Below are 24,910 nucleotides of genomic sequence, written 5' to 3'. Positions count from 1 at the left end.
TTGACATTAGATATAGGTCGTACCAGTTATTCGCTATTCAGTTATTAAGAATAACAAGCAACACAAAACAACGTCTTTATTTGGCTTACCTAAATACAATAAGAGATTGCAGTGATGAAAAATACGGCTTTGATGCTCGCGTTAACCATCCCTTTTGGTGCTTATGCATCTGAAGAAAATTCTATACCCACTCCTGAATCGATTACGTCTGCACAGGTTCTAAAAACACAAGGAGAACAAACCTATTCCTATGTTCGATGTTGGTATCGAACCGACGCATCACATGATTCTCCAGCCACAGATTGGCAATGGGCAAAGAAGGAAAATGGAGATTATTACACGATAAATGGATACTGGTGGTCTTCAGTCTCATTCAAGAATATGTTTTACAGTGACGCCCCACAACCTGAAATCAAACAGCGTTGTGAACAGACTCTCGGCCTCCAACATGATGTCGGAGACATCACCTATTTTGCCGCAGACAATCGCTTCTCTTACAATCACTCAATCTGGACCAACGATAACGCTGTGCAAGCCAATAGTATCAATCGTATTGTTACCTTTGGTGATAGCCTTTCTGATACTGGCAACCTATTTAATGGCTCTCAATGGGTTTTCCCAAATGCAAACTCATGGTTTCTAGGGCACTTTTCAAACGGTTTGGTTTGGACCGAATATTTAGCTAAAGCCAAAGACGTTCCTCTTTATAACTGGGCCGTGGGTGGCGCAGCAGGTACCAATCAATACGTCGCACTGACTGGTGTTTATGACCAAGTTACGTCTTACTTGACCTACATGAAAGTTGCGAAAAACTACCGCCCGGAAAATTCGTTATTTACGTTAGAATTTGGCCTCAATGATTTCATGAATTACGGCAGAGAGGTCGCCGATGTAAAAGCCGACTTCAGTAGCGCTTTGATCCGCTTAACAGAATCTGGAGCGAACAATATCTTACTATTCACATTGCCCGATGCGACCAAGGCTCCGCAATTTAAATATTCGACCGAGCAAGAGATCATTAAAGTTCGTGGCAAGATTTTAGAGTTCAACCAATTCATCAAAGCTCAAGCCGAATATTATCAAGGCATGGGGAAAAACGTGGTGTTGTTCGATGCAAACGCACTCTTTGCCAGTATCACTAATAATCCTGAGCAGCATGGCTTTAGGAATGCGAGTGATGCCTGCCTAAATATCAAAAGAAGCTCATCGACCGACTATTTACGAAGCCACAGTTTAACCAGCGACTGCGCGACATATGGCTCGGATAGTTATGTATTTTGGGGCGTGACACACCCAACGACAGCAACTCATAAATACATCGCAGACCATATCTTGGCGTACTCGTTCTCAACGTTCAATTTCTAGCGAGGAAGAGCTCATCGAGCCTCATGAGTTGCCGCCTGTAAGTACCGAAAGTTAAGGCTTACACAAGGTACAGATACAAAAAAACCGCCATCATCGGCGGTTTTTTATTTGCATCAACCTTTCAAAGCTAAGCTTTTAGGTCACGCAAGTTGATTACTCGTCGTCCGCTTTTGGAGCAACTTTCTTCTTAGGGATAAACACGGTATCACCCACTGCCACATTCTTGTGGAAGCTTTTATCGCGCTTAACCGGTTTCTTAGGCGTTTTCTTAGCTTGAGTATTGGTTTTCTTCTTCGCTGGACCGCCTTTAGCAACAGCGGGTTTACGCGGCTTAATGCCCTTAAACTTACCTTTCAAACCTTCTAAAATAGAGAAAGTAAGATCTTGCTGAAGGTAAAGTTCAACGCGCTTGAAGCTGTCCCAGTCTTTTGGACCAACCAATGAAATCGCATCACCTTTATTACCAGCACGGCCAGTACGACCAACACGGTGAACGTACTCTTCCGTGTGCTTAGGCATATCAAAGTTGATAACGTGGCTTACGTTTGGAATATCAATACCACGAGAAGCAACGTCTGTTGTTACCAAGATCTTGTATACCGCGCGCTCAAATTGGCTCATGATCGCGTTACGTTGCGTTTGGTTTAGGTTACCACTTAGTGCAACCGCTTTAAGCTTCTTCTCGTTCAGCTTTTCCGTTAGACGGTCGGTATCTGCGCGAGTTGCCGTGAAGATCATAACCTGACGGTATTCAGCTTCTTCTAATACACGGTCAAGAATCGCCTCTTTGTGGTCTAGATGATCACACAAGTAGAACTTTTGTGTGATATCTAAGTGTTGCTCGTTAGAAACACCCACCGAGATACGCTTCGGCGCGTCTAACATCTCATTTGCAATACCATTCACTTCCGCGTGATCCAGCGTTGCAGAGAACATTAGAGTCTGACGTCGACGGTGTTTAGCGGCATTCGCAATACGACGTAGTTCAGGAGCAAAGCCTAAATCAAGCATACGGTCAGCTTCATCAAGGATTAGCGTCTCAACACCATCTAAAAATAGGGAGCGGTGCTCAAGGTGATCCGCAAGACGGCCTGGAGTCGCTACAATAAAGCGAGGGTACTTACGCAGAGCTTTAACTTGGTCGTTAAAGTTTTCACCACCTAAGATAAGTGCGGCTTCGTAAGACAAACCACCAAGCATACTACGGAGTTCGCCATAAACTTGCTTAGCTAGCTCACGAGTAGGAGCCAAAATTACACCACGAGGATCTTTAGCAGAAAACGCTTTGGTTTTTAATGCTTTGTGTATCATTGGCAACACAAACGCCAACGTTTTTCCTGATCCCGTTTTTGATGAAGCCAATAGATCCTTACCGGCAATAGCAACAGGGATCGCTTTTGATTGGATCTCTGTCGCTTTCTTGAAGTCGTAATGTTTTAAGTTCTTCAGTAAGCGGTTGTCTAAGCCTAAATCTTTAAAGTGCAAAGGACTCTCCAGTCTTGATGGTATTGAATAAAATTAATTTAACGTGACATGATACCGCGAAAGTACTTTATAAGGATAGAGATCACAGTAAATTTATCCTTATATCTCAAGTTGCCTAGTATATTGTATGCATTGACACTAAAGGGATAGTCCTTCCAAATAAGACAAAAATCGATTCTAATCTCTCCATCTCATAAATGAGACAGAACGTGATGCTTAGCTAATTACCTCAAAAATTTAGCAATTTCTTTAGTTATTGTTTTTGCAGTTAAAAAATTAGTCGCTACAATCATTAATGAAGCGACTATATGATAAAGAATGTATAGCGCATCTTTTGATGATAAATAAGCAAGGAGTTCTTATGAATAAGACGTTAATCGCAGCTGCAGCCTCAGTTTTCATTTTAGCTGGTTGTTCTTCTGAGCCAGAAGAAGCTGCAATGTCAGAAATGGATCAATTGACTAACCAAGTTGCTGAACTAAGCAGCGAAGTTGAAGCGCTTAAGAGTGACAAAGCTGCCGCTGAAATGAAGGCTCAAGAAGCATCTGCAGCCGCTATGGCAGCAAAAGAAGAAGCGGATCGTGCTAACGACCGTATCGACAACATTGCAGAGTCTTACACTAAGTAGTAAAGACATACGCAATTAAGCTGTAGATTATATCAGTCGCAAAATGCAGTAAATTGATAGCACCACCTCCGAATAGAGGTGGTGTTTTTTATTTGGAATAAAGAAAAAAGAAAGGGTAAAAAGAGTGAGAGAAAGTGAACAGCAGTGATGCTTTTCAAAGAACCTTTCGAACTAAAACTTAGTCACAAATGGTGCGGTGGTGCTATCTCAACCGGCACACCATTTTGAGCAAAAATAACCGCTTTAGCCTTTGAATTTGGCAAATCAGCATCTTCAAGCCACCATTTTAGTTCAACCGGAATCTGCAACGCCTTCTTAGAACCATCACTTCGCGTCAATGGTTCATGCGCTTCAACAAACACGCTTCTATCGGGTTCTAAAGAGACTTTGATCGGCTCATCGATGATTGTGACTTGCTCACCGCGGTTAACCTGTTCAAAAAGCCATTCGATATCTTTCGGTTCCATGCGAATACATCCGGAGCTGACTCGCAAGCCTATACCAAAATCTTTATTAGTGCCGTGTATAAGATAATCACCCGCACCATAAGCAAGTCGCAATGCATACTCACCTAGAGGATTCTCAGGACCCGCAGGGACCACTCGTGGTAACTCAATACCTTTCTCTAAATACTCTTTACGAATTGAATTGGGAGGAGTCCAAGTTGGATTAGGTCTTTTCTGACTTATCTTGGTGATCATCTCGGGTGTATCACGCCCTACTCGACCAATGCCTACAGGAAAAACATGAACCTGGTTCTTATCCGGCTCAAAAAAGTACAACCTTAACTCAGCAAGATTGATGACAATCCCTTCTCTTGGGGTGTCAGGCAAAATGAAACGGCTAGGAATACTTAACACGTAGCCTTCTGCAGGAAGAAAAGGATCCACCCCTTTGTTTGCTGCCATTAAAGAGAGAAAGCCAATATCGTATTGTTTCGCAATGTTGGCTAACGTTTCGCCAGCAGCCACTTCGTGTTGTTGTATCCTGCCGACGATGCGGCTTTCCGCCGGAGGTAGTTCAAAGGTCGCCGCAGACACACACGACGAAGCCATCGCCGCCACAAGCAAGGTGACCCTCACTAGAGGCAAAGCTACCTTACGTATCTGTGTTCTCATAGAGTGCAAAGGCGTAGTGTTAGCGCAATACGACATACAATTCCTTGGTTTGTCTTTTATCAAAGTTTAGATTATCGCTGATCAAATGTCTCTACAACGGTTAGTTACAACTAAAAAGCCAATCTGTTTTGAGCCAATCAGCGCGTTCTTCTCTTTATATACAACGATCTTACCAAACAAAATCGATTGCCTTTAAGCTTTCAACAGATTTGGTTATCAATATTAATAAAACTATAATGGTAGACCTGTTTTGTGACTAAAGTCTCATGGAGCCTCGTTCCAACTCGCTAATATTGCCTCAACAAAACGAATTCAATTCAACAGAATCGGTAATTGATTAAATCCTGTTCCTATCATTACCGCATAAACTTTGGAGAACGACCATGGCTACACCTCATATTAATGCTCAAGCTGGTGATTTCGCAGAAACAGTACTTATGCCGGGCGACCCGCTTCGCGCAAAATACATTGCGGAAACATTCCTTGATGACGTGAAGCAAGTTTGTGACGTTCGCAACATGTTTGGTTACACAGGCACTTACAAAGGCAAGAAAGTTTCTGTAATGGGCCACGGTATGGGTATCCCATCATGCTGCATCTACGTACATGAGCTTATCGCTGAGTACGGTGTGAAAAACGTTATTCGTGTAGGTAGCTGTGGCGCGGTACGTGACGACGTTAAACTAATGGACGTTGTTATCGGTATGGGTGCTTCAACTGACTCAAAAGTAAACCGTATTCGTTTCAACAACCACGACTTCGCTGCTATCGCTGATTTCGGTCTGCTAGAAGAAGCAGTAAAACAAGCGCGTTCACAAGAAGTTCCAGTTAAAGTTGGTAACGTATTCTCTGCTGACCTTTTCTACACTCCAGAAGCTGACCTTTTCGAAAAAATGGAAAAACTAGGCATCCTTGGTGTTGATATGGAAGCGGCTGGTATCTACGGTGTTGCTGCAGACTTAGGAGCTAAAGCCCTAACAATTCTTACAGTATCTGATCACATCATCCGTGGTGAGAAACTAAGTTCAGAAGATCGTCAAAAATCATTCAACGACATGATGACCGTTGCTCTTGAAACAGCAATCAACATCTAATTAAAAGAAAATAGCTATCTCTTTTACACTAGCTAGTTTTTGACAATACATAGATTGAAACGCAATACCTCGCAGCCAAGTTCGCTTGGCTGCCTAAATAACCCCGAGGGGGCGATCGTGTCCAACGACAAGCTGCCAAAAGATGCGGATGGATTACAACTCAACTTTTGTAAAACATTGGCGTGTGACAACTTTGGCTTGAGCGATGCAAAACGATATGTTTTGCAACATGCGAATCCTAAGCGTCCAGCGATGGTTTGTCGTGAGTGTGGAGCTTTCCCCCCCTTACTTAACAATCGTGAAGTGTTAAGCGAACTTCATCGCCTAAGACAACTTCACAGCGATGGCCTTCCTGCTTGTCGTAATGATGATTGCGAGAACTTTGGCCTATCGGTTCATACCCATAAACATCTTTACCATGCCTTTGGCTATAGTGGTGACAGGCAACGCTATCGATGCAAAGACTGCCAATCAACCTTCGTTGATAAGTGGTCTGGATCCAATAAAAAACTTCAGTTTCAAGAGAACCTCATGGGCTTATTGTTCATGGGTTATTCCGTACGTGAGATCTGCAGAAAATTAGAGATCAACCCAAAGACTTTCTATGATCATGTTGACCATATCGCGAGTCGTTGTCGTCGTAAGTTGGCAATGATCGATGCACGATGGGTTAATCATGCAAAAAATTACCAATTTGCTTCGCATTATCAGCGACTACAGCCGCAAAGTAATAATGGTGTCCTTTGGATAGCAACGGGCGAGGCACATTCTGGTTATATCCTTTGTCAGCACGTCAATTACTCTCAGAACGAAGAACCGTCTGGGAATGTCGATCATAACCCTTACGACGACGTTGCACGCTTTGTATCAAAGGAGCATTCGTCAGAAGCGAATCTAGAGCTTCCCCAGCCATCAGATAAGCTAAAAGAGCGTATTGAACAAAAGTACCAAGTGATTCTTGCCAGAGGTAACGTTGAAGACCCAATGGGGAACCTCACCGCATTCAGCTACCCTTCTAAAGGCGCGCTAGTTCGACCACCCTATACCTCTTATGCTCATTTCTTGCATGTGCTTGATATGTGTGACGAAAACAAACACGTCGCTATTTATATGCCACAAGATCCATTACTAAGATCTGCCGCTCTCAGCGTTTGTTTGCCGCGCATTCAGAGTCAAAATATTGACCTGATGTATGTTGAAGAAGATTCAGGCTGGCAAGACGATCAAAGTTTTGAAAAAATCGATATCGTCCATATGAGTTGGTGGCGTGATCGCTGGGCTATCGCAAATCAAGGTGACAACCAGAAAGGCATATGCTACCTAACAGGTAATAATCCAGAGCCAAAACAGTGGTTTAACACTGCTTCAATTCAGCAAACTAAGTTTTATCAGCAGCGGTTTCAACTGCTATTTGATAGCTTTATCAATGAACCTAGACGTAAGCTTCGTCCTGGGGGCATCCTTCCATTGCTCGATATATTCAGAGCTTGGCACAATCTGTGCTACCAAGATAAGCAGGGCCTTACAGCCGCGCAGCGCTTAGGTGTCGCGGAGCAGCCATTAACCCTAAAGCAACTACTTTCATAGCAGCGAAGCATATAGATATTTATTCGGGAACTCATTGATTTTAAAGCAACAACATGAGGTAACACCCATAATTGGAAAAGATAGATGTTTCTTTGACGCTCTAGGAAAGATAATTGGTGCTTATCCTAAATCACACTCTTATAATGATTGTGTTATCAATATGCTCGATAATTATGGATCTAAGCCTTGGACAAAAATCAGTACCTTCTTGAAACAGAATTAGAACAACTCAAAACTCGCGTCGATTCTGAACCGTTAGTGATCCTTGAGATTACTCAACAATGTCTCGTCAGGTCAGAACAAGTTTTGTTTGAAGAGGGGGCGATCCAGTCATTAATGTTGATGGCCAGATGTTGCTGGAACCTAATGGACTACCAAAAAGGTTTAAAATACATCAAGGAAGCCTACAAGCGACAAAGCCGATTAGACACCGATCTTTTTCTCCCTGAAATTCTCCACCTGCACGCACTCCAATTCTGGGGGCAAGCCAAGTATTACTCTGCCCAACAATTCTGGATCAACGCCTTAGAACAATCTGCGCTAGTTGATGAGGTAGAGATACAAATCGAATGCCTCATTGGTCTTGGCAACATTTGGCGAATGACCCACGAATACAAGCTAGCGCGCTCTACACACCAACTTGCCGTAAAAGTTGCAAACAACAGTCGTATCGGTTGGTTAGAAGGCAAAGCAAGAATATTGCTCGCGTGGGATTACTACTTACTCAATAACTATGTTGAAATGCTGTCGGTACTCGATGGTGCGGAAGAAGCCTTAAAAGATCATAAAGATAATACCTGGCATGCCGAGGTGTGGGATTTCAGAGGTCTTGCGCTTCTTGGTTTAGAGCGTTTAGATGATGCAGAAAAGGCAACAGCCAAAGCGCACAGCCTAGCTGTTGAGCATAACCTCGTATGGATGAAAGCGCATTCCTATATCAGTCGAGCTCGATTAGAGCTTCTGAGAAAAAGGCCCGAACATGCCGCTGAATTGCTTAAACTCGCTGAACAATCTGCAAACGAATTCGATAACGGTGAACTACTCAGTCAAATTTGTTATCAACAATCGTTAGTCGCTGAAGAAAACCAAGATTTTAACGCAGCTTTAATCGCCTTTAAAAAATACCGCCAATATTCTATCGGTATGCTTCGAGAGCAAACCAACCGCGTTGGCCTAGATAAAGCACGCAATTCAAAGCGCCAACTTGAACAGCGAGCAAGAAAATTGATTAACCGTATCCGTGGCCAACACGAATACGACCCTGAAAAGCACCTCTCTCATGTCGTTTCCGAAACCTTTTGGTGGGAACAACTGGTGCTCTTTAAAACAGAGCTCAAACGTTCAAACCACAGCATTATTATGTTTCAGCACATCGATACCGATTACTTAGATGTCTGCACCGAGATTGCTCATACCTTGTGTAATCAGAATGACTTCATTTCAAGACTGAGTTCAGAGCGAGTCGCTCTTATGCTTTCTGAAAAAGGGGAAGCTGCAGAGAAAACTTTCCAAACTCTCAGCACCATGCTTGAAATTTATCCGTGGCATAGAAAAGGACTAAAAGGTTCGAAGCCAACCGTCAGCCTCAATGACATATTGACGTTCCCGTTCACTCTTGAACAACTAGAAGAAGACGATGCCGAGGTGCTAAATTGATGGAAACTCTATTAAGCAAGATCACCGATGCCGGTTTAGATCCTTCATCGGTCTCAGGTGAAGAAGCAATCATCTTCTGGAACCATATTCGCCAACACGTTTCGACAACCAAAACGGAGCAAGCGCACTGTTATATCATCAGTTCTGAATATCGCGCTGAATTACAACAAAATCAAACCAGTATCGAAGAATTAAGGCATGCACTAAACCTTCTGCACTTGCCTGTTGATATCGAAGACATTCTTACGGTAAAAACCAGCTTAAGTGACCGCTTGGTTGAAATTGGCGATTATACCTCAGCATTGAATGAATTCGTGAGCTCATCGTCAATCGCCGTTGAACACGGTTACATTGATGAATACGTCATGGCTATTTTGGGTATGGGCAACCTCTGTGATGCCTACGGAGATCACAGTAGAGCCCTTCGCTACTACCAGAAAATCAACAGTATTGACCATGCCATAAGTAGTCGCTCACTTCGACTCAAGTTTAAGCTTCATATGGTGGCAAGTTTGCTGTTGCTTAATCGTATTACTGCGGCCAGTGATTTGCTTAACGAGTGTGATGAACTCAGTATTCTCGTCAGCGACAAACAACTCACAGCTCAAATACTGCTTTACCAAGCAAAAGTGCTTCGCGCTAAGAAGAAACATCACGACGCACTGCGTTGTCTGACTAAGATTCAGTATCCAGTCAATAATACTCAAGCAAATTGGCTTGCTACGATGACTCGCTTAGAGACGGCATATTGTTTAAGTGCTATTGGTAAACAAGAATACGCAAGCATGATCTTATCGAGCACAGACAAACGTGTGAATGAATACTCATCCCCCGTTCTCGCAAAGCGCTTCTACGACTCCTTGAGTGATGTGTGTATGAACCAAGGCCGCTTTCAAGAAGCATTGAACTATGAGAAAAAGGGCTACCGCATTGAAACGGATCTCATGAAACAGATCCCTATCAGCGAACTGGGCTCGAGCCAACTACGTCGTCTTTCGCGATTTGAACTACAACTGAAGCTAATTCTCTCTGAACAAGAAAATCGTGAGTTGAAAGAAACCACCGAACAGCACAAAAACGCAGTGGCTCAACTACAACAAGATGTTTTCACCGACCCACTGACAGGTTTACACAACCGTCGTTGGCTAGACGTAAAACTCAAAGACCTGCTCCTACACGAGACACCTTTCGCATTGATGGTTGTCGATATTGACCACTTTAAATCAATCAATGACGAACTCAGTCACTTAGTGGGTGATAAAGCGATTGTTAGTGTTTCTCAAGAGCTGCGTTCTTACTTTAAATTTAGAGGAGCTTCATGTGTTAGGTTTGGTGGAGAAGAATTCTTAGTTATCCTTGAAAACACTAACCTTGATAAAGCGGAAATGCACTCTGAGAATTATCGAGAACGTATTTTCCAATTCGGCTGGCATGAGATCTTAGGAGAGCGCGGTCTAACCGTAAGTATTGGTATCACAATACACCGCGAGGGAGAGAATACTCAACGTACCTTCTACCGAGCAGACAAAGCCTTGTACCGAGCTAAAGCTAACGGTCGTAATCAAACTTGTACCGAATAATTTAAGCCAAACTACTGATAGAAAAAAAGAGAGATTCCACCTAACGCAGCAAGTGTCCCGATGACACTTTGCTTCGAGATCTTTTCCCCTTTGAGCACATAGATCACCAAAATAAAGACAGGGCTGGTCGCTATTAATGTTTGTGCAATTGCTGGGTTGGCATTTTTCAACGCAACCTGCTGAAGCCACAGCGCCAAAAATGTTCCGACAAATATTGCCCCTAAAAGCCACAGCTTGTCGAATTTGGTCATCTCCCATAAATCTTTTTTCATAGACGAGTAAGGCTTACTCTCAACAAAAGGGATAATCAGCATCACGACAAACACGCCTATCGTGAGGCGAATCAGCGCTCCTAACAATGGGGGAATATCACCAGCCACCAAAGCATAATGGGAAATCACTACTCCAGAAGCCTGACAAACACTCGCCACAAGCCCAAATCCAATACCACTCCATTGTGCTTTGTTTTTAGAATCGGCCTCCCCATTCACAGACTGAGACGGCTGAAAAACGACAAATGTCACGGCTAAAGTCGTGATAACAACACCGAGCCAACTTTGCAACGTCAATGCAGCACCTAAAAACATTAATGCCAATACACCAGAAAGAGGTGGAGCCAAAGATTCAAGCAACAAGGTTTTATTCGCGCCAATTCTTTTTAATGCCGCAAAATACGCGCTATCTCCAATCGCGATGCCAATGACACCAGAAATGGCCAGTATCCAAAAGTGATTCGCACTCATTTCAAACTCTGGCATTGGAATAAGGGGCATCACAAGTAACATCATGCCAGAAGCCACGACGCCTTTAACAATATTCAACTGCATCGCAGAGAAGCGATGACCGAACTGTCCGTAAATCCATGTCGCACACGCCCACACAATAGCCGCACCTATCGCGGCAAGTTCACCTATATACATCCGTATTTATCCTCAGTGATATGTATGCCATTTCAACCTAGCCTGCATGATTTCTGTTACGATGATTCGGCTAATTACGGTTTGTCATTCTGAAAATTTCATATTAACACCCACTTTTTGGCGTTAATCGAACCTAAAATTAGCCACCGACTCACCTTGCCTCTAACTGGATTTTATAAAAACCAATAACTATTATGCTCACATTAGAAGCGAACACACATTATTTTCAACTCGATAAATCATTTTTATAACAATTACTTGGATGATAGCGTAGTATATTTATAACTAATATCTAACATTACAAGGATCTGTTATGTTTTTAGACTACTTTGCGCTCGGCCTACTTATTTTCGTAGCATTAGTAATCTTTTACGGCATCATCGTTATTCACGATATTCCCTACGAAATAGCAAAAGAACGCAATCACCCTCATCAAGATGCTATTCACGTCTCAGGCTGGGTTAGCCTATTCACCTTACATGCTATTTGGCCCTTCCTTTGGATCTGGGCAACGCTATGGCGTAAAGATCGTGGCTGGGGCTTCGCTAAATTAGAAGAAGAACAACACGACATTCATCATCGTGTTGATATTTTGATCGACCAGGTTAGCACGCTTCAGGAAGAAATTGCTCAACTCAAACAGGCAAATTCCGTAGAAGTGAATACAGACAAAGTTCAAAACAACGATCAAGATCAGGAGGTTAAGTAATGGATTTACTGCTGATAATGACCTACGCGGCACTTTGTATCACTATTTTCAAAGTGTTTAATATCCCGCTAAACAAATGGACTGTACCTACCGCCGTTCTTGGTGGTGTTATCATCATAGGTACATTGATCCTATTGATGAACTACAACCACCCTTTTACTCAAATTGGTAACCAAGTTTACTCAACAACGCCGGTTGTTTCTGGTGTAAGAGGTAAAGTTATAGAAGTGCCTGTAGAGGCAAATAAACCTCTTAAGCAAGGGGATATTCTTTTCAAGATCGACCCTATTCCATTTGAAGCTGAAGTCGCACGATTAGAGGCGAAAGTAAAAGAGGCGAGCCAAGGCGCTCTCGGTATGGAATCGGAAGTAACCGAAGCCGAAGCCGCAAGAATCAAAGCCATCGCAGAGCGAGATAAAGCCCAACGTGAATTCTCTCGTTATAAACGTGGTTATGACAGTGGCGCCTTTACTGAGCAACAATTAGACACTCGCAGACAAGCTTACAAAGCATCGGAAGCCGCCGTGAAAGTGGCAGATGCAAATCTAGAACAAGCAAAAATCGCCTTAGACTCTGAAATTGGTGGCGAGAATACCGCGGTTTTGAGTTTATTGGCCGAATTGCGTAAAGCTCAGTTCGATCTAGAGCAAACCGTGGTACGAGCACCGACCGATGGTTACGTAACTCAACTTGCTCTGCGCCCTGGTGTAATGGCTGTGCCACTTCCACTAGCACCCGTTATGACTTTTGTTCACACCGAAGAACAGTTCTATACTGCAGCATTCAGACAAAACTCCTTACAACGCCTACAACCTGGTTACGAAGCAGAATTTTTGTTTAGAGCGCTACCAGGGGAAGTATTCAAAGGGCGCATTGATGAGGTGATTCCAGCTATCGGTGAGAGCCAATTCCAAGCTAGAGGCGCGCTTCTAGGTACTGATGCATTGCGTACCAGTGGTCGTGTGTTTGTTAAATTAAGCATCACCGATGATCTATCGGAATACCATTTACCTATGGGTACCGCGGTTGAAGTTGCCGTTTATTCTGACAGTTTCACTCATGTATCTATTATGCGTAAAGTGCTTATTCGTATGAAAAGTTGGCAAAATTATCTATACCTTGACCACTAAACTGTAGTGGAACAAAGAGAAAACTACTTAACACATTGTTAATATGAATGATAAAGCCAGATCTGTTCTGGCTTTTTTGTTGCTTGATTAACCATAAAGTTGTGCTTTTTACGCCACATTAGCCTACTAAGGTGGAATTTTAGACATCTAGACACTTATCTTCCCTTATGGAAGGGTTCTACTGTATAATGCGCGCCTTATTTTTTATATTTGCCCAAAAAATGTTCTCATTGAGACGCATATTACTAATGGCGAATATTCGTTCTTTATCATGCTTTATCTTTCTGTATTCGAGGTTATCTATGAACTTTTCAGCTAAAACAGTCGTCGTTATTGCCATTGGCGCGGCGCTGTACGGCATTGGTGGTTTACCTATGTTTGGTGTCCCAGTGTTTGCGAACACGACATTGAAACCAGCAATGGCCGTCCTTGCACTGTTTTCGGTTCTATTTGGCCCTATTGTTGGCTTCTTGGTTGGTTTTATTGGCCACTGGGTTACCGACTTATTTGCAGGTTGGGGCGTATGGCTAACTTGGGTATTAGGCTCAGGTATCGTAGGTATGGTTATCGGTCTTTTCCCAATAATAACCAAAAATCGCCTTCAGCAAGGCGAGCTTCCAATGAAAGATTTTGTATTGTTCGTGATACTTGCCCTTGCAGGTAACGTTGTGGGCTATGGCTGCTCTGCGTTCCTAGACACCATCCTATACGCTGAACCGTTTACTAAAGTCTTCACACAACTGTCTATCATCGCAGCGGGTAACACAGTTCTGATCGCTGTTGTGGGCTTCCTGATCCTAAAATCAGTCGCTAAACGCAACAAACAAAGCCGCAACCTGACTGAGGCATAAGCGATAATGACTATAGCATTTTCGAACTTCTCTTTTAGATATGAGTCGCTGGACAAACCGACGCTAAAAAATATCAATCTAAGGATAGAGAAAGGAGAGAAAATCGTCATTATTGGGCCAAGTGGTAGTGGTAAATCTACCCTAGGTCAGTGTCTCAATGGCTTGATACCTCATGCAATCAAAGGTGAGGTAACCGGCTCTTTAGAGATAAACGGCAAGAATATCTCTGAGTTTTCGATGCACGATTATACCGAGCAAGTCGGCACGGTATTACAAGATACTGACAGCCAGTTTGTAGGTTTGAGTATCGGTGAAGACATCGCTTTCGCACTCGAAAACCAGTTGATGTCGAACATTGACATGTACCCGTTAGTTAAGTCGACTGCAAAAATGGTCGATCTAGCGGACATGCTTGAACGTTCACCTCATGACCTTTCAGGTGGTCAAAAACAGCGAGTGTCCTTAGCGGGCATCTTAGTTGATGACGTTGATATATTGCTGTTCGATGAACCTCTAGCAAGCCTTGACCCGAAAACAGGTAAGGCAACGATTGAGATCATTGATCAGCTGCATAAAGAAACCAACAAGACCATCGTGATTATCGAGCACCGCCTTGAGGATGTCCTGCATCGCGATATCGATCGCGTGATCTTAATGGAACGTGGTGAAATCGTCGCTGACACGACACCCGATGAAATCTTAGCTTCTGAATTACTTGATACACACGGTATTCGTGAACCGCTTTACTTGTCGGCGCTTAAGGCGGCGAAAGCCCCACTAACCTGCGAAGATAAGCTGTCAAACCTCAAAGCTTTAGACTACAAAAGGTTCCGCCCTGCTGTTCAAGCTTGGTTTGCTGAGCGCCCTGCCCCGGTAGCAGATAAGCAATATCCACCTTTACTTGAAGTTCATGGTCTGACTTATTCTTACGACGGCGAGAAAAACGCACTCGAAGATGTGAGCTTCAAGATTGGCAAAGGTGAGTTTGTTTCGATTCTAGGCAAAAACGGTTCGGGTAAATCTACCATAACCAAACTCATCATGGGTGTGATCGATGCCGATTCAGGCTCTTCCTATCTAAATGGTGAAGACCTATCTGAACTTTCTATCTTTGAAAGAAGCCAGAAAGTCGGTGTCGTGATGCAGAACCCAAATCATATGATCTCGCATCATATGATTTTTGATGAGATTGCTTTTGGTCTTCGTAACCGCAACATTGCAGAAGAACTGATCACAGAAAAAGTAGAGCATGTTCTTGAGTTGTGTGGGCTGAGTAAGTTCCGCCATTGGCCGATCGAAGCACTAAGCTACGGCCAGAAAAAACGTGTAACCATCGCTTCTATCTTAGTGTTGGAACCTGAACTTCTCATCTTGGATGAACCAACAGCTGGCCAAGATTACCGAAACTACACGTCAATGTTAGCGTTCATCCAAAAACTCAACCGCGACCTAGGTATCACCGTTGTGATCATTTCACACGACATGCACCTCGTTTTAGAATACACCACGCGTTCAATTGTGATTGCAGACAGCAGACTCATCGCTAATGCGGCGATGACAGAAGTATTTAGCCAACCATCACTTCTAGAACGCGCAAATCTTTGTACCACCAGCATTTATGAACTCGCGACCATGATGAAAATCGACGATACTAATGCGTTCATGCAATACTTCATCGACTACGAGAGAAGTGCTCAATGAACGCATCAAAAGTAAAATTCGGCATCAATTACATTGATACAAAATCACCGCTTCACGCACTCAACGGCATCACCAAATTTGCACTCTTCTTGGCTTGGGTAACCGTGGTGTTAACTACGTTTGACCTAAGATTGATTACGCTGCTTATTGTGACTGGTTTATACCTGTTGAAGCTTACCAATGTCCCTGTACGCGTGTATAAGCCTTTGTTATTGGGTACGGCGAGTGTATTAAGCCTAAATGCTTTATTCATGTACCTCCTTGCGCCACAGCAAGGTACTGAGCTTATCGGTAGCGAGAACATATTGTTAACGCTACCTGGCAACTACTCGTTAAGCCAAGAGACCCTGTTTTACTTAGTCACGGTAACGCTTAAATACATGAGCATGTTCCCGATTGCGTTGATATTCGTATTTACTACGCATCCAACTGAATTTGCTGCCAGCCTCAACCGTATCGGTGTTCCTTACAAAATAGCTTATGCGGTGAGCTTAACGCTACGTTACTTGCCAGAAGTTAAGAAAGATTTCGTCAATATCATGCACGCCCAACAGGCTCGTGGTGTAGAGCTTTCGAAGAAAGCGCCCCTAATTACTCGAATCAAAAATGTAGCCAAGGTCCTAGGCCCGCTTATTTTCTCTAGCTTGGACCGCGCAGACGAGATATCTAATGCAATGACGTTGCGAGGTTTTGGTCGACACAAAGCGCGTACTTGGTATAGCTATGCACCTTTGAAACGTGTCGATTTTGTTTGTTTAGCCGTTATCGCATTAGTCGTAATACTCGCCATCACAAAGCGAGTACTTGAAGAGCAGCTGTTCTGGTACCCTTTCTAGCCTTGCAAAGTCATAAGACAACACTGTTAAAGAATCAAAGGCCACTTAGTTAAGTGGCCTTTTTTCACACTAAACAGTAGTTTATGTATAAATTATCGATTAATTATATCTTTTTATGCGTAATTTTTTGTTTTTTAAGGTCTATTACGGAATATTTTGTTAACATCCTCAATCCGTAATTTCTATACAGAATGTCACACCTAATGTGGGATTTATAATGGCTCGAATAACTCAATTACAGAAACTAGAAAATCAAAAAAACTACGATGAAATCGTATTGAACCTTTTTCTGGCTGAAGGACATGAAGCTCTAACTTATGCAAGGATTGCTCAGGAAATTGGCATTAGTTTAACAACGCTTCAGGGCTATTATCCATCGACACGTGCTATCCGAACAGTGCTTCACAAGCACATGTTATCGATTGTTATAGAAAACCTAGACTTCGCTTCGGAAGAGGTCTTTCTTCAATCATGGCAAAATGCTTTAGACAATGAACAATTCCGATACGTTATCAAACTGATGTTTTTTCATGCCTCACAGGTCAAAAGTCCCGAAGCATTCAATGTCAGTTCAGATGGTCTGTTTCGCGAAAAAATGCTGAATAGCTTCGGGACCGACTCTGCTCGCATCCTTGAAACGGTAATAGGACGTTCAATGTTCTACCTAACTAACCTTGGAACACCATCAAATTAGTTTCGAAGCAATAAAAATGGGAGCTTAAAGCTCCCATTTTTTATTTTAACAATCGGTTAATTCAGTTTATAAAAAACCGTCGATAACGGTGGTAGGCGTAGCTCAATCGATGTGTCTAGCCCTTCGCTTTCTACTGATTCAATCTCAGCGACTTTCTTCACTTCAAAACCGCTACCTGCGTAATCAACCGAGTCTGTATTCAACAATAGTGAATACTTCCCTTTTGCTGGAACACCTAATCGGAAATGCTCGTGAGGGACTGGCGTAAAGTTAGAAACTACCAATACACGCTCACCTGACTCACTGATACGCTCATGCGCAAGAATGCTCGCTTCTGCAGAATCTTGTAGACGCCATTCAAAGCCTTTCGGGTCAAAATCAAGGTCATGCATTGCAGCTTCAGAGCGGTATAGGTTATTCAGGTCTCTGGTTAAGCGCTGAACACCTTGATGACGATCGTAATCCAGCAAGAACCATTGCAGTTGATCATCGTGGTTCCATTCAGCCGTCTGACCAAATTCAGCACCCATGAAATTCAACTTCTTACCTGGCTGTGCATACATGTAACCCATATAAGCACGTAAGTTGGCTGTTTGTTGCCATTCATCACCAGGCATCTTGTTATGGATAGACCCCTTACCGTAAACCACCTCATCGTGTGACAAAGATAATACATAATTTTCACTGTGTGCGTAGACCAGCGGGAAAGTAATCGTATCGTGGTGATATTTACGGTTAATCGGGTCCTCTTGGATGTAAGATAAACTGTCGTGCATCCAGCCCATATTCCACTTAAAGCCGAAGCCTAAGCCGCCCATAAAGGTCGGTGCCGAAACACCAGGGAAAGCAGTCGATTCTTCAGCAATCGTCATCGCATTCGGGAAGTGTTTATAAACTTCTTCGTTCATCCACTTAAGGGTAGCAATGGCGTCATAGTTTTCGTTGCCGCCATCTGCGTTCGGAATCCATTGGTCATGGCTACGCGAATAATCGAGATACAGCATCGAAGCAACCGCATCAACACGGATGCCATCGATATGGAATTGTTCGAACCAGTACAAAGCGTTTGCTACCAAGAAACGACGAACATGCTCTTTGCCTAAATCATAAATGTACGAGTTCCAGTCTTGATGCCAACCACGACGTGGATCTGGATCGTGGAACAATGGCGTACCATCGAAGTTTGCTAGGCCGTGATCATCACTTGGGAAGTGAGCAGGAACCCAATCTAGTACCACACCTAAGCCAGCTTGGTGACATTGGTCGACAAAGTATTTGAAATCATCAGGAGATCCAAAACGACTAGTCGGTGCAAATAGACCAACAGGTTGATAACCCCAAGAACCGTAGAATGGGTGCTCTGAAACTGGCATTAGCTCAACGTGTGTGTAGCCAAGATCCGTCAAGTATGGAATTAGCTCTGCCGCAAGCTCGCGATAATTTAAGAACTCTCCTTCGGCGTTACGCTTCCAAGAACCTGCATGCAGTTCATAGAACGAAAGTGCTTCTTTGCGCTTTTGCGTAACAGGGCGATTCTGCCATTGACTATCTTGCCACTCGTAACGAGCGTGGTCGTAAGTCACTGATGAGAACGATGGGTATTGCTCTGAGTAGAAGCCCCATGGGTCAGCTTTATGTGGTAAGCCTTCACCATTTGGCCCTTTTAATTCAAACTTGTATTGAGCGCCTTCTTCCAGTTCAGGAATGAATAGGCCCCACATACCGTAATCTAGGCGTTGCATTGGGTGGCGACGACCATCCCAAGCGTTGAAGTTACCCACCAAACTTGCCGCCGTTGCATGCGGTGCATACACCAAGAAACGCGTACCTGAAATCGTCTGTCCATCACGCTCTAGCGTAATAAACTGAGCCCCCATGTGATGATACATATCTTTAGGTGTATGAAGATCTTCATAACTCGCGTACAGATCGTGGTACTGGTATGGATCATCGATGATCTGCTCTACCCCAGCCCAATCAACCGCAAGTTTATAGTGAGTGAAACGTAGGTCTCTTTTTTGCTTAAGGATGAAGCCACTTTCACCCTCTCGCGCTAACTCAATACGAGGTTCCTTTCCAACGATCAACTCTACTTTATCTGCCCCTGGAATCCATACTCTTAATGCACCTTGATCTGAAGGTAAGTACGGCCCTAAAAACGCAAACGGGTCAGTGAAACAAGCCTGTGATAGTTGGGTATATATTTGTTTTTGCTTTGAAATCGAACTTAGTTCCAAAACGTTTCTCCCTAACCAAACATCCAAAAAATATAATACAAAAATGCCCGCTATTAGTGCGGGCAATATAACGACAATTTATTCTACCAGATGAGCATTCATTATTGAGTGACCGAGGTTGTAGTTTCGTACGCCGTAAGCAAAAAACCACTTATTTTCAAGTCACTCAACGTCATTACTTACCTGCTTTTTCTCGAACGTCTGTCAGCTTAGAAGCGATACGATTGACGCCTTCATGAGCGAAAATTTCGTCCAAGTTCATGGATAGTTTACGACGCCAGTTCGGGTATTCATCTACAGTGCCAGGGATGTTTACTGGCTTGTCCATCTCTAACCAATCTTCCAACTGAACACTCAATAATGTTGAACCACCAGCCGCAACGTGTAGTTGAAGTGCTTCAGCAAGATAAGAGTCCATCGGTACTTGGCTTGCATCACGACCAACACCTTCAGGTAAGAAGCCATGCCATGCCACTGAATCTAAGATACCTTGTTTGCACTCCAGACGGTCATCGAACAAGGTTTCTAGCTGTTCTGCATCTGGGTATAAACCAATCTCTTGACCCATTTTCAAGTCATCACAGTGCCAGAAGCCGCGAAGCGTTGGCATATCGTGAGTACACAATGCTGCCATCGATTGTGGTGCGTAGTGTTTCGGTGAAATGAAACCACCATCGTCTTCCGATGTTTCGAAGAAGAACACTTTGTAAGAATGTACGCCCGCATCCGCTAGGATATCAACGATTTCGTCTGGCACGGTGCCTAAATCTTCACCGATAACGCTGCATTGGTAACGGTGAGATTCAAGCGCCAGAATCGAAAGCATATCTTGCACTGGGTAGTAGATGTACGCGCCTTGGGTTGCGTTCTCACCTTTTGGAATCCACCATAAACGCAGCAGACCTAAAACGTGATCAATACGAAGTGCACCACAATGTTTCATGTTGGCACGAAGCAATTTAATGTACGCGTCGTAGCTGGTTTCTTGAAGTACTTCAGGGTTCAGCGGTGGTAAACCCCAGTTTTGACCTAAAGGACCAAGAACATCCGGTGGAGCACCGATACTCGCATCCATCACTAGGTTGCCTTCATCTGCCCACGTTTCGCTACCTGAATCCGCAACGCCTACCGCTAAGTCACGGTACAGGCCAACAGCCATCCCCTTCTCTTCTGCAAGAGACTGGGCATCGTTGATTTGGCAATCCGCTAACCATTGCAGGTACATGTACAGATGAACGTTTTCTAGGTTCTCTTTGATGTATTTCTGTGTTGCTGGGCTTTCGAATGTGCGGTATTTCTCAGGGAATACAGGCCAGCCCCACATACCTGAATCTTCAGCATGTAACTCACCATGCAGAGCATCAAACGCCGCTTGATGCATCAGGCTTTCACCGCCTTCTTCAACAAACGCTAAGAACGCTTGTGCACGATCGCTGTTTTTATCTAAATGACGAGTCTTAAATTCTGCGAATAACAGAGGCAAGATGCTCATCTTAAGCTCGGACACTTCAGTGTAATTCACCCAGTGTGCTTCACGAGCTTTCTGTAGGCGCTGTTGGAATTCAGCACTGCCTACCGTTTGTTGTGCTTCAGCACTTAACGCGAATTCAGGTACTGAGCTCACATCAATGTATAATATGTTCAACCAACGACGTGAGGACGGGCTGTATGGGCTCGCGCCTTCTGGGTTCGCTGGGAATAATGAGTGGATTGGGTTTAGACCAACAAAATCACCACCGCGAGACGCGATATCGGCAACAAGTTGTTTTAGATCGCCAAAATCACCAATGCCCCAGTTGTGCTGAGTTCTGAGAGTGTAGAGTTGAACGCTTGGTCCCCAAAGCTTTTTGCCTTGCTCGATTAGTGATTGCTTGAAACACGCTTTTGGCGTAATGATTAATGTCATCTCGTAAGGCTTCTTACGGCGCTTACGGCTCACAATTAGCTTGTGGTAACCCCATGCCAAATCACTTGGCAATGCAAACACTAAAGGGCCACCCTCTGCACGCTCATCACGAACGACTTGAGATTGAAGATAGCCTTCAAGTACCTCTCCTTGCTCGGTTTCTAAGCGCCAGCTGAACTCACTTTCACGAGCACTTACACCTAGATTAAGCGCCACTTCTACTGGCTCACCGTCACGCAAGACAAGAACAGGGTCTAGTACATCTTTTTTGTGTTTTCTTTCTGCTGATTTTAGCAGTGCATCATCGCTGCTTGTATCGTAGCCCAATGAAGCCAATAGAGACGTAATCGTCTCGTCTGATACTTGTGCTTCATCGCCCCACGCACTAACGTAACTGTCGGCAATATTTGCCATTTCTGCGACTTGTTTTAATACGGTCTGTTCTTTCATCGCTCTCTCCGAAAACGTTCTAACGCTTTCAATTTTGTAGGGTTGTTATTTAATCTGTTGTTCATCAATCAGCTTGTGAACGATTCAGTTTATAAGCCGTTAATTTGAAACTACTGGCTTGTGCACAAGTCAATTGAGCCAAGGCAGAAACTGCCTTGGCTGCTTTTGGGTTTATTAACGGTTAACCGCTTCAAGTTTCCAAATATTATTCACGTAGTCGCGGATTGAGCGGTCTGATGTGAACTTACCAACCAATGCTGTGTTAAGAATTGCTTTCTTAGCCCAACCGGCTTGGTCTTTGTACTGCTTGCCCATGTCTTCATGTGCTTTCACATAAGATGCGAAGTCAGCAAGACATAGGTATGGGTCACCACCGTCTAGCAGGCTATCAAACGTTGCACGCAGGAGGCCTGGTTGACCTGGAGAGAACTCATCGCCTGTCAGTAGGTCTAGAGAAGCTTTCAGTAGTGGGTCAGCATTGTAGTAGTCGTAAGGGTTATAACCTTGAGCTTGCAACGCCACAACACCATCAACGTCTAGGCCGAAGATGTAGATATTTTCATCGCCAACTTCTTCACGAATCTCAACGTTTGCACCATCCATCGTACCGATAGTTAGAGCACCGTTTAGAGCCATCTTCATGTTGCCCGTACCTGATGCTTCTTTACCAGCTAATGAAATTTGCTGAGAAACGTCTGCTGCTGGAATGATGATTTCAGCCATGCTCACTCGGTAGTCAGGGATGAATACCACTTTCAACTTGTTGCCGATACGAGGATCGTTGTTAATCTTCTCTGCAATCTTGTTAACCGCAAAGATGATTTCTTTGGCTAGGTGATAACCTGGAGCTGCTTTCGCTGCGAAGAAACATACACGTGGCTCACACTCGAAACCAGGTTCGTTTAGAATACGGTGGTACAGAGATAGAATGTGTAGCAAGTCTAGGTGCTGACGCTTGTATTCGTGTAGACGCTTGATTTGCACGTCGAAGATAGCGTTAGTATCTAGCTCGATACCCATGTTTTCTTGAACCCAATCAGCAAGACGCTGTTTGTTTTCTTTCTTAACAGCCATGAATTCTTTTTGGAATTTCGCGTCTGTTGCAAACTTAGCGATGCCTTCTAGCTGCTCAAGTTTTGCAGGCCACTCAGTACCGATCTTACCTGTGATTAACGTAGATAGACCTGGGTTACAGAACTTCAACCAACGACGTGGCGTGATGCCGTTCGTTACGTTAGTCAATTTGCCAGGGAAGATTTCGTTGAACTCAGGGAACAAGTCTTTCTTAACCAGTTGTGAGTGAAGTGCAGCTACACCGTTTACTTTGTAAGAACCAATCACACATAGGTTTGCCATGCGAACCATACGGTGGAAACCTTCTTGAATGATAGAAAGCTTCGCTTGTTTCTCACCATCACCAGGCCACATCTTGCGAACTTCTTGCATGAAGCGGTGGTTAATTTCAAAAATAATTTCCATGTGACGTGGAAGAAGACGATTGATCAAAGATTCAGACCAAGTCTCTAGTGCTTCTGGAAGCAGTGTGTGGTTCGTGTACGCGAACGTGTGAGCACTGATTTCCCAAGCTTGGTCCCAAGTTAAACCTTTCTCATCGATCAGGATGCGCATCAATTCAGGGATAGCGATAGTTGGGTGCGTATCGTTCAGTTGAATCGTTTCTTGTTTAGGAAGGTCTTCTAGAGAGAAACCTGCTGCTTCGTGACGACGTAGAATATCGCGAACAGACGCTGCTGAGTGGAAGTACTGCTGCATTAGACGCAGAGTCTTACCTTTCTCGTGGTTGTCATTCGGGTAAAGTACTTTAGTGATGTTACCTGCATCGATTAGCGAGTGTTGCGCTTCGAAGTAGTCACCGTTGTTAAAGCTTGCTAGTGAGAATGGTGCAATTGCCTGACATTCCCAAAGACGCAGCGGGTAAACCGTGTTTGACTCGTAACCTACGATAGGTAGATCCCAAGGCATTGCTTTTACTTCCATACCCGGAACCCAAGTACGAACTTCTTTACCGTCGATGTATTCAACTTCTACATGACCGTAAAAACCAATGTGTTGTGCTAGTTCTGGACGAGCCACTTCCCATGGGTAACCTTCAACACCACGCCATGCGTCAGGTGCTTCTTGTTGACGACCGTCTTGGAAAGACTGTTTGAATAGACCATATTCGTAGTGAAGACCGTAGCCTACTGTTGGGTATTCTTGAGCGGCACAAGAATCCATGAAACAAGCAGCTAGACGACCAAGGCCACCATTACCTAGTGATGGATCGCGTTCTTCTTCTAGAAGATCCGTTAGGTTTTGACCTAGCTCTTCCATTGCATGAGTGATCTGTTCGTACAGACCCATGCTGATCAGGTTATTACCGGTTAAACGACCAATCAAAAACTCTAGTGAAAGGTAGTTAACGCTCTTCGCGTTCTTAATTTTTTCGTCATTTTCAGTTTCTAACAGATCAAATGTTGTGAGTTCTGCTAGCGCACGCCCCATTGCTAGGTACCATGCGCTGCTATCTGCGTTTTCAATCGTTGTTGCGTAGGTTGCAGATAAATGCTTCTTAACGCTTTCTTGGAACGACACTTTATCGAAAGTTTTTTGCTGAGTTGGTTTCATTTCAGAAATCTCGCTTTTAATAGTTCTAATTCATCTGTGACATATCGTGCATGGTCACCATTAACTAAACATCCTCCCGCCCGTACGACTAACTAGGAGTAGATGAGAGGGCGTAGGGGGCGTACCGACATGGGGTTAGTGATCTGACTCTCATGTTCTGACTTAGAACAAAAACTTGGAGTGACTGAGATCACAAGGTCCCGTTCGATAACTTAACTTCAATTGATGTGACTTTTATTTAACCCATTTGAAGTTATTGCCAAATCTGATATTTAGATCACGAAAAAATTTCTCTCGTCTCATCTTTTACATAAAATCTTGTACAGGGGAGGACA

18 protein-coding genes are annotated in these 24,910 nt (G+C 43.8%); 12 read left to right on the top strand and 6 right to left on the bottom strand.

Annotation, left to right across the window (positions count from 1 at the left end; all coding sequences use genetic code 11):
* Nucleotides 1-114 precede the first annotated feature (114 nt).
* A complete protein-coding gene (locus tag L8S15_RS03455) occupies nucleotides 115-1,365 on the top strand; it encodes an SGNH/GDSL hydrolase family protein (RefSeq protein ID WP_280572031.1) in 1,251 nt (416 codons plus the stop codon).
* 153 nt (nucleotides 1,366-1,518) lie between these two features.
* On the opposite strand, the gene L8S15_RS03450 is transcribed toward L8S15_RS03455, so the two are convergent.
* The gene (locus tag L8S15_RS03450; RefSeq protein ID WP_010431556.1) at nucleotides 1,519-2,850 is read right to left on the bottom strand and encodes a DEAD/DEAH box helicase; all 1,332 of its coding nucleotides are present in this window, start codon (nucleotides 2,848-2,850) and stop codon (nucleotides 1,519-1,521) included.
* Between the two features lie 361 nt (nucleotides 2,851-3,211).
* Here L8S15_RS03450 and L8S15_RS03445 point away from each other — a divergent pair, with 361 nt between their 5' ends.
* On the top strand, nucleotides 3,212-3,478 hold the full coding sequence (locus tag L8S15_RS03445) for an Lpp/OprI family alanine-zipper lipoprotein (RefSeq protein ID WP_016767397.1): 267 nt from the start codon (nucleotides 3,212-3,214) through the stop codon (nucleotides 3,476-3,478).
* Nucleotides 3,479-3,660: 182 nt separating this feature from the next.
* Here L8S15_RS03445 and L8S15_RS03440 read toward each other — a convergent pair whose 3' ends face one another.
* Nucleotides 3,661-4,632, bottom strand: a complete 972-nt coding sequence (locus tag L8S15_RS03440) for a L,D-transpeptidase family protein (RefSeq protein ID WP_016789924.1) — start codon at nucleotides 4,630-4,632, stop codon at nucleotides 3,661-3,663.
* Nucleotides 4,633-4,979: 347 nt separating this feature from the next.
* Here L8S15_RS03440 and deoD point away from each other — a divergent pair, with 347 nt between their 5' ends.
* The 4 genes from deoD (at nucleotide 4,980) to L8S15_RS03420 (ending at nucleotide 10,513) form a co-directional block, all read left to right on the top strand.
* A complete protein-coding gene (gene deoD / locus L8S15_RS03435; protein WP_010431568.1) occupies nucleotides 4,980-5,690 on the top strand; it encodes a purine-nucleoside phosphorylase in 711 nt (236 codons plus the stop codon).
* A 117-nt stretch (nucleotides 5,691-5,807) separates the two neighbouring features.
* Nucleotides 5,808-7,277, top strand: coding sequence for a hypothetical protein (locus L8S15_RS03430; RefSeq protein WP_010431571.1), 1,470 nt, complete (start codon nucleotides 5,808-5,810; stop codon nucleotides 7,275-7,277).
* A gap of 186 nt (nucleotides 7,278-7,463) precedes the next feature.
* Nucleotides 7,464-8,933 carry a hypothetical protein gene (locus L8S15_RS03425; RefSeq protein ID WP_016767394.1) on the top strand — a complete coding sequence of 490 codons (1,470 nt, stop codon included), beginning with the start codon at nucleotides 7,464-7,466 and terminating at the stop codon, nucleotides 8,931-8,933.
* Nucleotides 8,933-10,513 carry a GGDEF domain-containing protein gene (locus L8S15_RS03420; RefSeq protein WP_010431576.1) on the top strand — a complete coding sequence of 527 codons (1,581 nt, stop codon included), beginning with the start codon at nucleotides 8,933-8,935 and terminating at the stop codon, nucleotides 10,511-10,513. The genes L8S15_RS03425 and L8S15_RS03420 overlap by 1 nt, the downstream gene beginning before the upstream one ends.
* Nucleotides 10,514-10,524: 11 nt before the next feature.
* Here the strand turns inward: L8S15_RS03420 and L8S15_RS03415 are convergent, their stop codons facing one another.
* Complete coding sequence (locus L8S15_RS03415; protein ID WP_010431578.1) at nucleotides 10,525-11,433, bottom strand: DMT family transporter; 909 nt, start codon at nucleotides 11,431-11,433, stop codon at nucleotides 10,525-10,527.
* A gap of 313 nt (nucleotides 11,434-11,746) precedes the next feature.
* Here L8S15_RS03415 and L8S15_RS03410 point away from each other — a divergent pair, with 313 nt between their 5' ends.
* From L8S15_RS03410 to L8S15_RS03385, 6 genes are all read left to right on the top strand, one after another.
* Nucleotides 11,747-12,142, top strand: a complete 396-nt coding sequence (locus tag L8S15_RS03410) for a DUF3302 domain-containing protein (protein ID WP_010431581.1) — start codon at nucleotides 11,747-11,749, stop codon at nucleotides 12,140-12,142.
* The gene (locus L8S15_RS03405) at nucleotides 12,142-13,272 is read left to right on the top strand and encodes an HlyD family secretion protein (RefSeq protein WP_016767392.1); all 1,131 of its coding nucleotides are present in this window, start codon (nucleotides 12,142-12,144) and stop codon (nucleotides 13,270-13,272) included. Before L8S15_RS03410 ends, L8S15_RS03405 begins: the two co-directional genes overlap by 1 nt.
* A 302-nt stretch (nucleotides 13,273-13,574) precedes the next feature.
* Nucleotides 13,575-14,123: an ECF-type riboflavin transporter substrate-binding protein gene (locus L8S15_RS03400; protein ID WP_010431596.1), complete on the top strand. Its 549-nt coding sequence runs from the start codon at nucleotides 13,575-13,577 to the stop codon at nucleotides 14,121-14,123.
* Between the two features lie 6 nt (nucleotides 14,124-14,129).
* Nucleotides 14,130-15,824 (top strand): ABC transporter ATP-binding protein, encoded by a 1,695-nt coding sequence (locus L8S15_RS03395; protein ID WP_010431598.1) that lies wholly within the window; start codon nucleotides 14,130-14,132, stop codon nucleotides 15,822-15,824.
* Complete coding sequence (locus L8S15_RS03390) at nucleotides 15,821-16,660, top strand: energy-coupling factor transporter transmembrane component T (protein WP_010431601.1); 840 nt, start codon at nucleotides 15,821-15,823, stop codon at nucleotides 16,658-16,660. The genes L8S15_RS03395 and L8S15_RS03390 overlap by 4 nt, the downstream gene beginning before the upstream one ends.
* A 217-nt stretch (nucleotides 16,661-16,877) precedes the next feature.
* Complete coding sequence (locus L8S15_RS03385; protein WP_010431603.1) at nucleotides 16,878-17,354, top strand: TetR/AcrR family transcriptional regulator; 477 nt, start codon at nucleotides 16,878-16,880, stop codon at nucleotides 17,352-17,354.
* A 56-nt stretch (nucleotides 17,355-17,410) separates the two neighbouring features.
* Here L8S15_RS03385 and glgB read toward each other — a convergent pair whose 3' ends face one another.
* From glgB to L8S15_RS03370, 3 genes are all read right to left on the bottom strand, one after another.
* The gene (gene glgB, locus L8S15_RS03380; RefSeq protein WP_010431606.1) at nucleotides 17,411-19,591 is read right to left on the bottom strand and encodes a 1,4-alpha-glucan branching protein GlgB; all 2,181 of its coding nucleotides are present in this window, start codon (nucleotides 19,589-19,591) and stop codon (nucleotides 17,411-17,413) included.
* 175 nt (nucleotides 19,592-19,766) lie between these two features.
* Nucleotides 19,767-21,947, bottom strand: a complete 2,181-nt coding sequence (malQ, locus tag L8S15_RS03375) for a 4-alpha-glucanotransferase (protein ID WP_016767391.1) — start codon at nucleotides 21,945-21,947, stop codon at nucleotides 19,767-19,769.
* 174 nt (nucleotides 21,948-22,121) lie between these two features.
* Nucleotides 22,122-24,575, bottom strand: coding sequence for a glycogen/starch/alpha-glucan phosphorylase (locus tag L8S15_RS03370; protein ID WP_280571999.1), 2,454 nt, complete (start codon nucleotides 24,573-24,575; stop codon nucleotides 22,122-22,124).
* Between the last annotated feature and the right edge of the window lie 335 nt (nucleotides 24,576-24,910).

This window comes from Vibrio sp. S/42/10, assembly GCF_029890535.1.
Taxonomy (GTDB): domain Bacteria; phylum Pseudomonadota; class Gammaproteobacteria; order Enterobacterales; family Vibrionaceae; genus Vibrio; species Vibrio cyclitrophicus.
The sequence above is the reverse complement of the archived record's forward strand: the minus strand, read 5'-3'. Positions and strand labels throughout refer to the sequence as shown.

Bases quoted from the DNA above. Each gene is read 5' to 3' on its own strand.
- L8S15_RS03370 (WP_280571999.1), bottom strand. From the start codon at position 24,575: ATGAAACCAACTCAGCAAAAAACTTTCGATAAAGTGTCGTTCCAAGAA.
- malQ (WP_016767391.1), bottom strand. From the start codon at position 21,947: ATGAAAGAACAGACCGTATTAAAACAAGTCGCAGAAATGGCAAATATT.
- L8S15_RS03385 (WP_010431603.1), top strand. From the start codon at position 16,878: ATGGCTCGAATAACTCAATTACAGAAACTAGAAAATCAAAAAAACTAC.
- L8S15_RS03405 (WP_016767392.1), top strand. From the start codon at position 12,142: ATGGATTTACTGCTGATAATGACCTACGCGGCACTTTGTATCACTATT.
- L8S15_RS03445 (WP_016767397.1), top strand. From the start codon at position 3,212: ATGAATAAGACGTTAATCGCAGCTGCAGCCTCAGTTTTCATTTTAGCT.
- L8S15_RS03455 (WP_280572031.1), top strand. From the start codon at position 115: ATGAAAAATACGGCTTTGATGCTCGCGTTAACCATCCCTTTTGGTGCT.
- L8S15_RS03395 (WP_010431598.1), top strand. From the start codon at position 14,130: ATGACTATAGCATTTTCGAACTTCTCTTTTAGATATGAGTCGCTGGAC.
- L8S15_RS03440 (WP_016789924.1), bottom strand. From the start codon at position 4,632: ATGTCGTATTGCGCTAACACTACGCCTTTGCACTCTATGAGAACACAG.
- L8S15_RS03410 (WP_010431581.1), top strand. From the start codon at position 11,747: ATGTTTTTAGACTACTTTGCGCTCGGCCTACTTATTTTCGTAGCATTA.
- L8S15_RS03400 (WP_010431596.1), top strand. From the start codon at position 13,575: ATGAACTTTTCAGCTAAAACAGTCGTCGTTATTGCCATTGGCGCGGCG.
- L8S15_RS03415 (WP_010431578.1), bottom strand. From the start codon at position 11,433: ATGTATATAGGTGAACTTGCCGCGATAGGTGCGGCTATTGTGTGGGCG.
- deoD (WP_010431568.1), top strand. From the start codon at position 4,980: ATGGCTACACCTCATATTAATGCTCAAGCTGGTGATTTCGCAGAAACA.
- L8S15_RS03390 (WP_010431601.1), top strand. From the start codon at position 15,821: ATGAACGCATCAAAAGTAAAATTCGGCATCAATTACATTGATACAAAA.
- L8S15_RS03420 (WP_010431576.1), top strand. From the start codon at position 8,933: ATGGAAACTCTATTAAGCAAGATCACCGATGCCGGTTTAGATCCTTCA.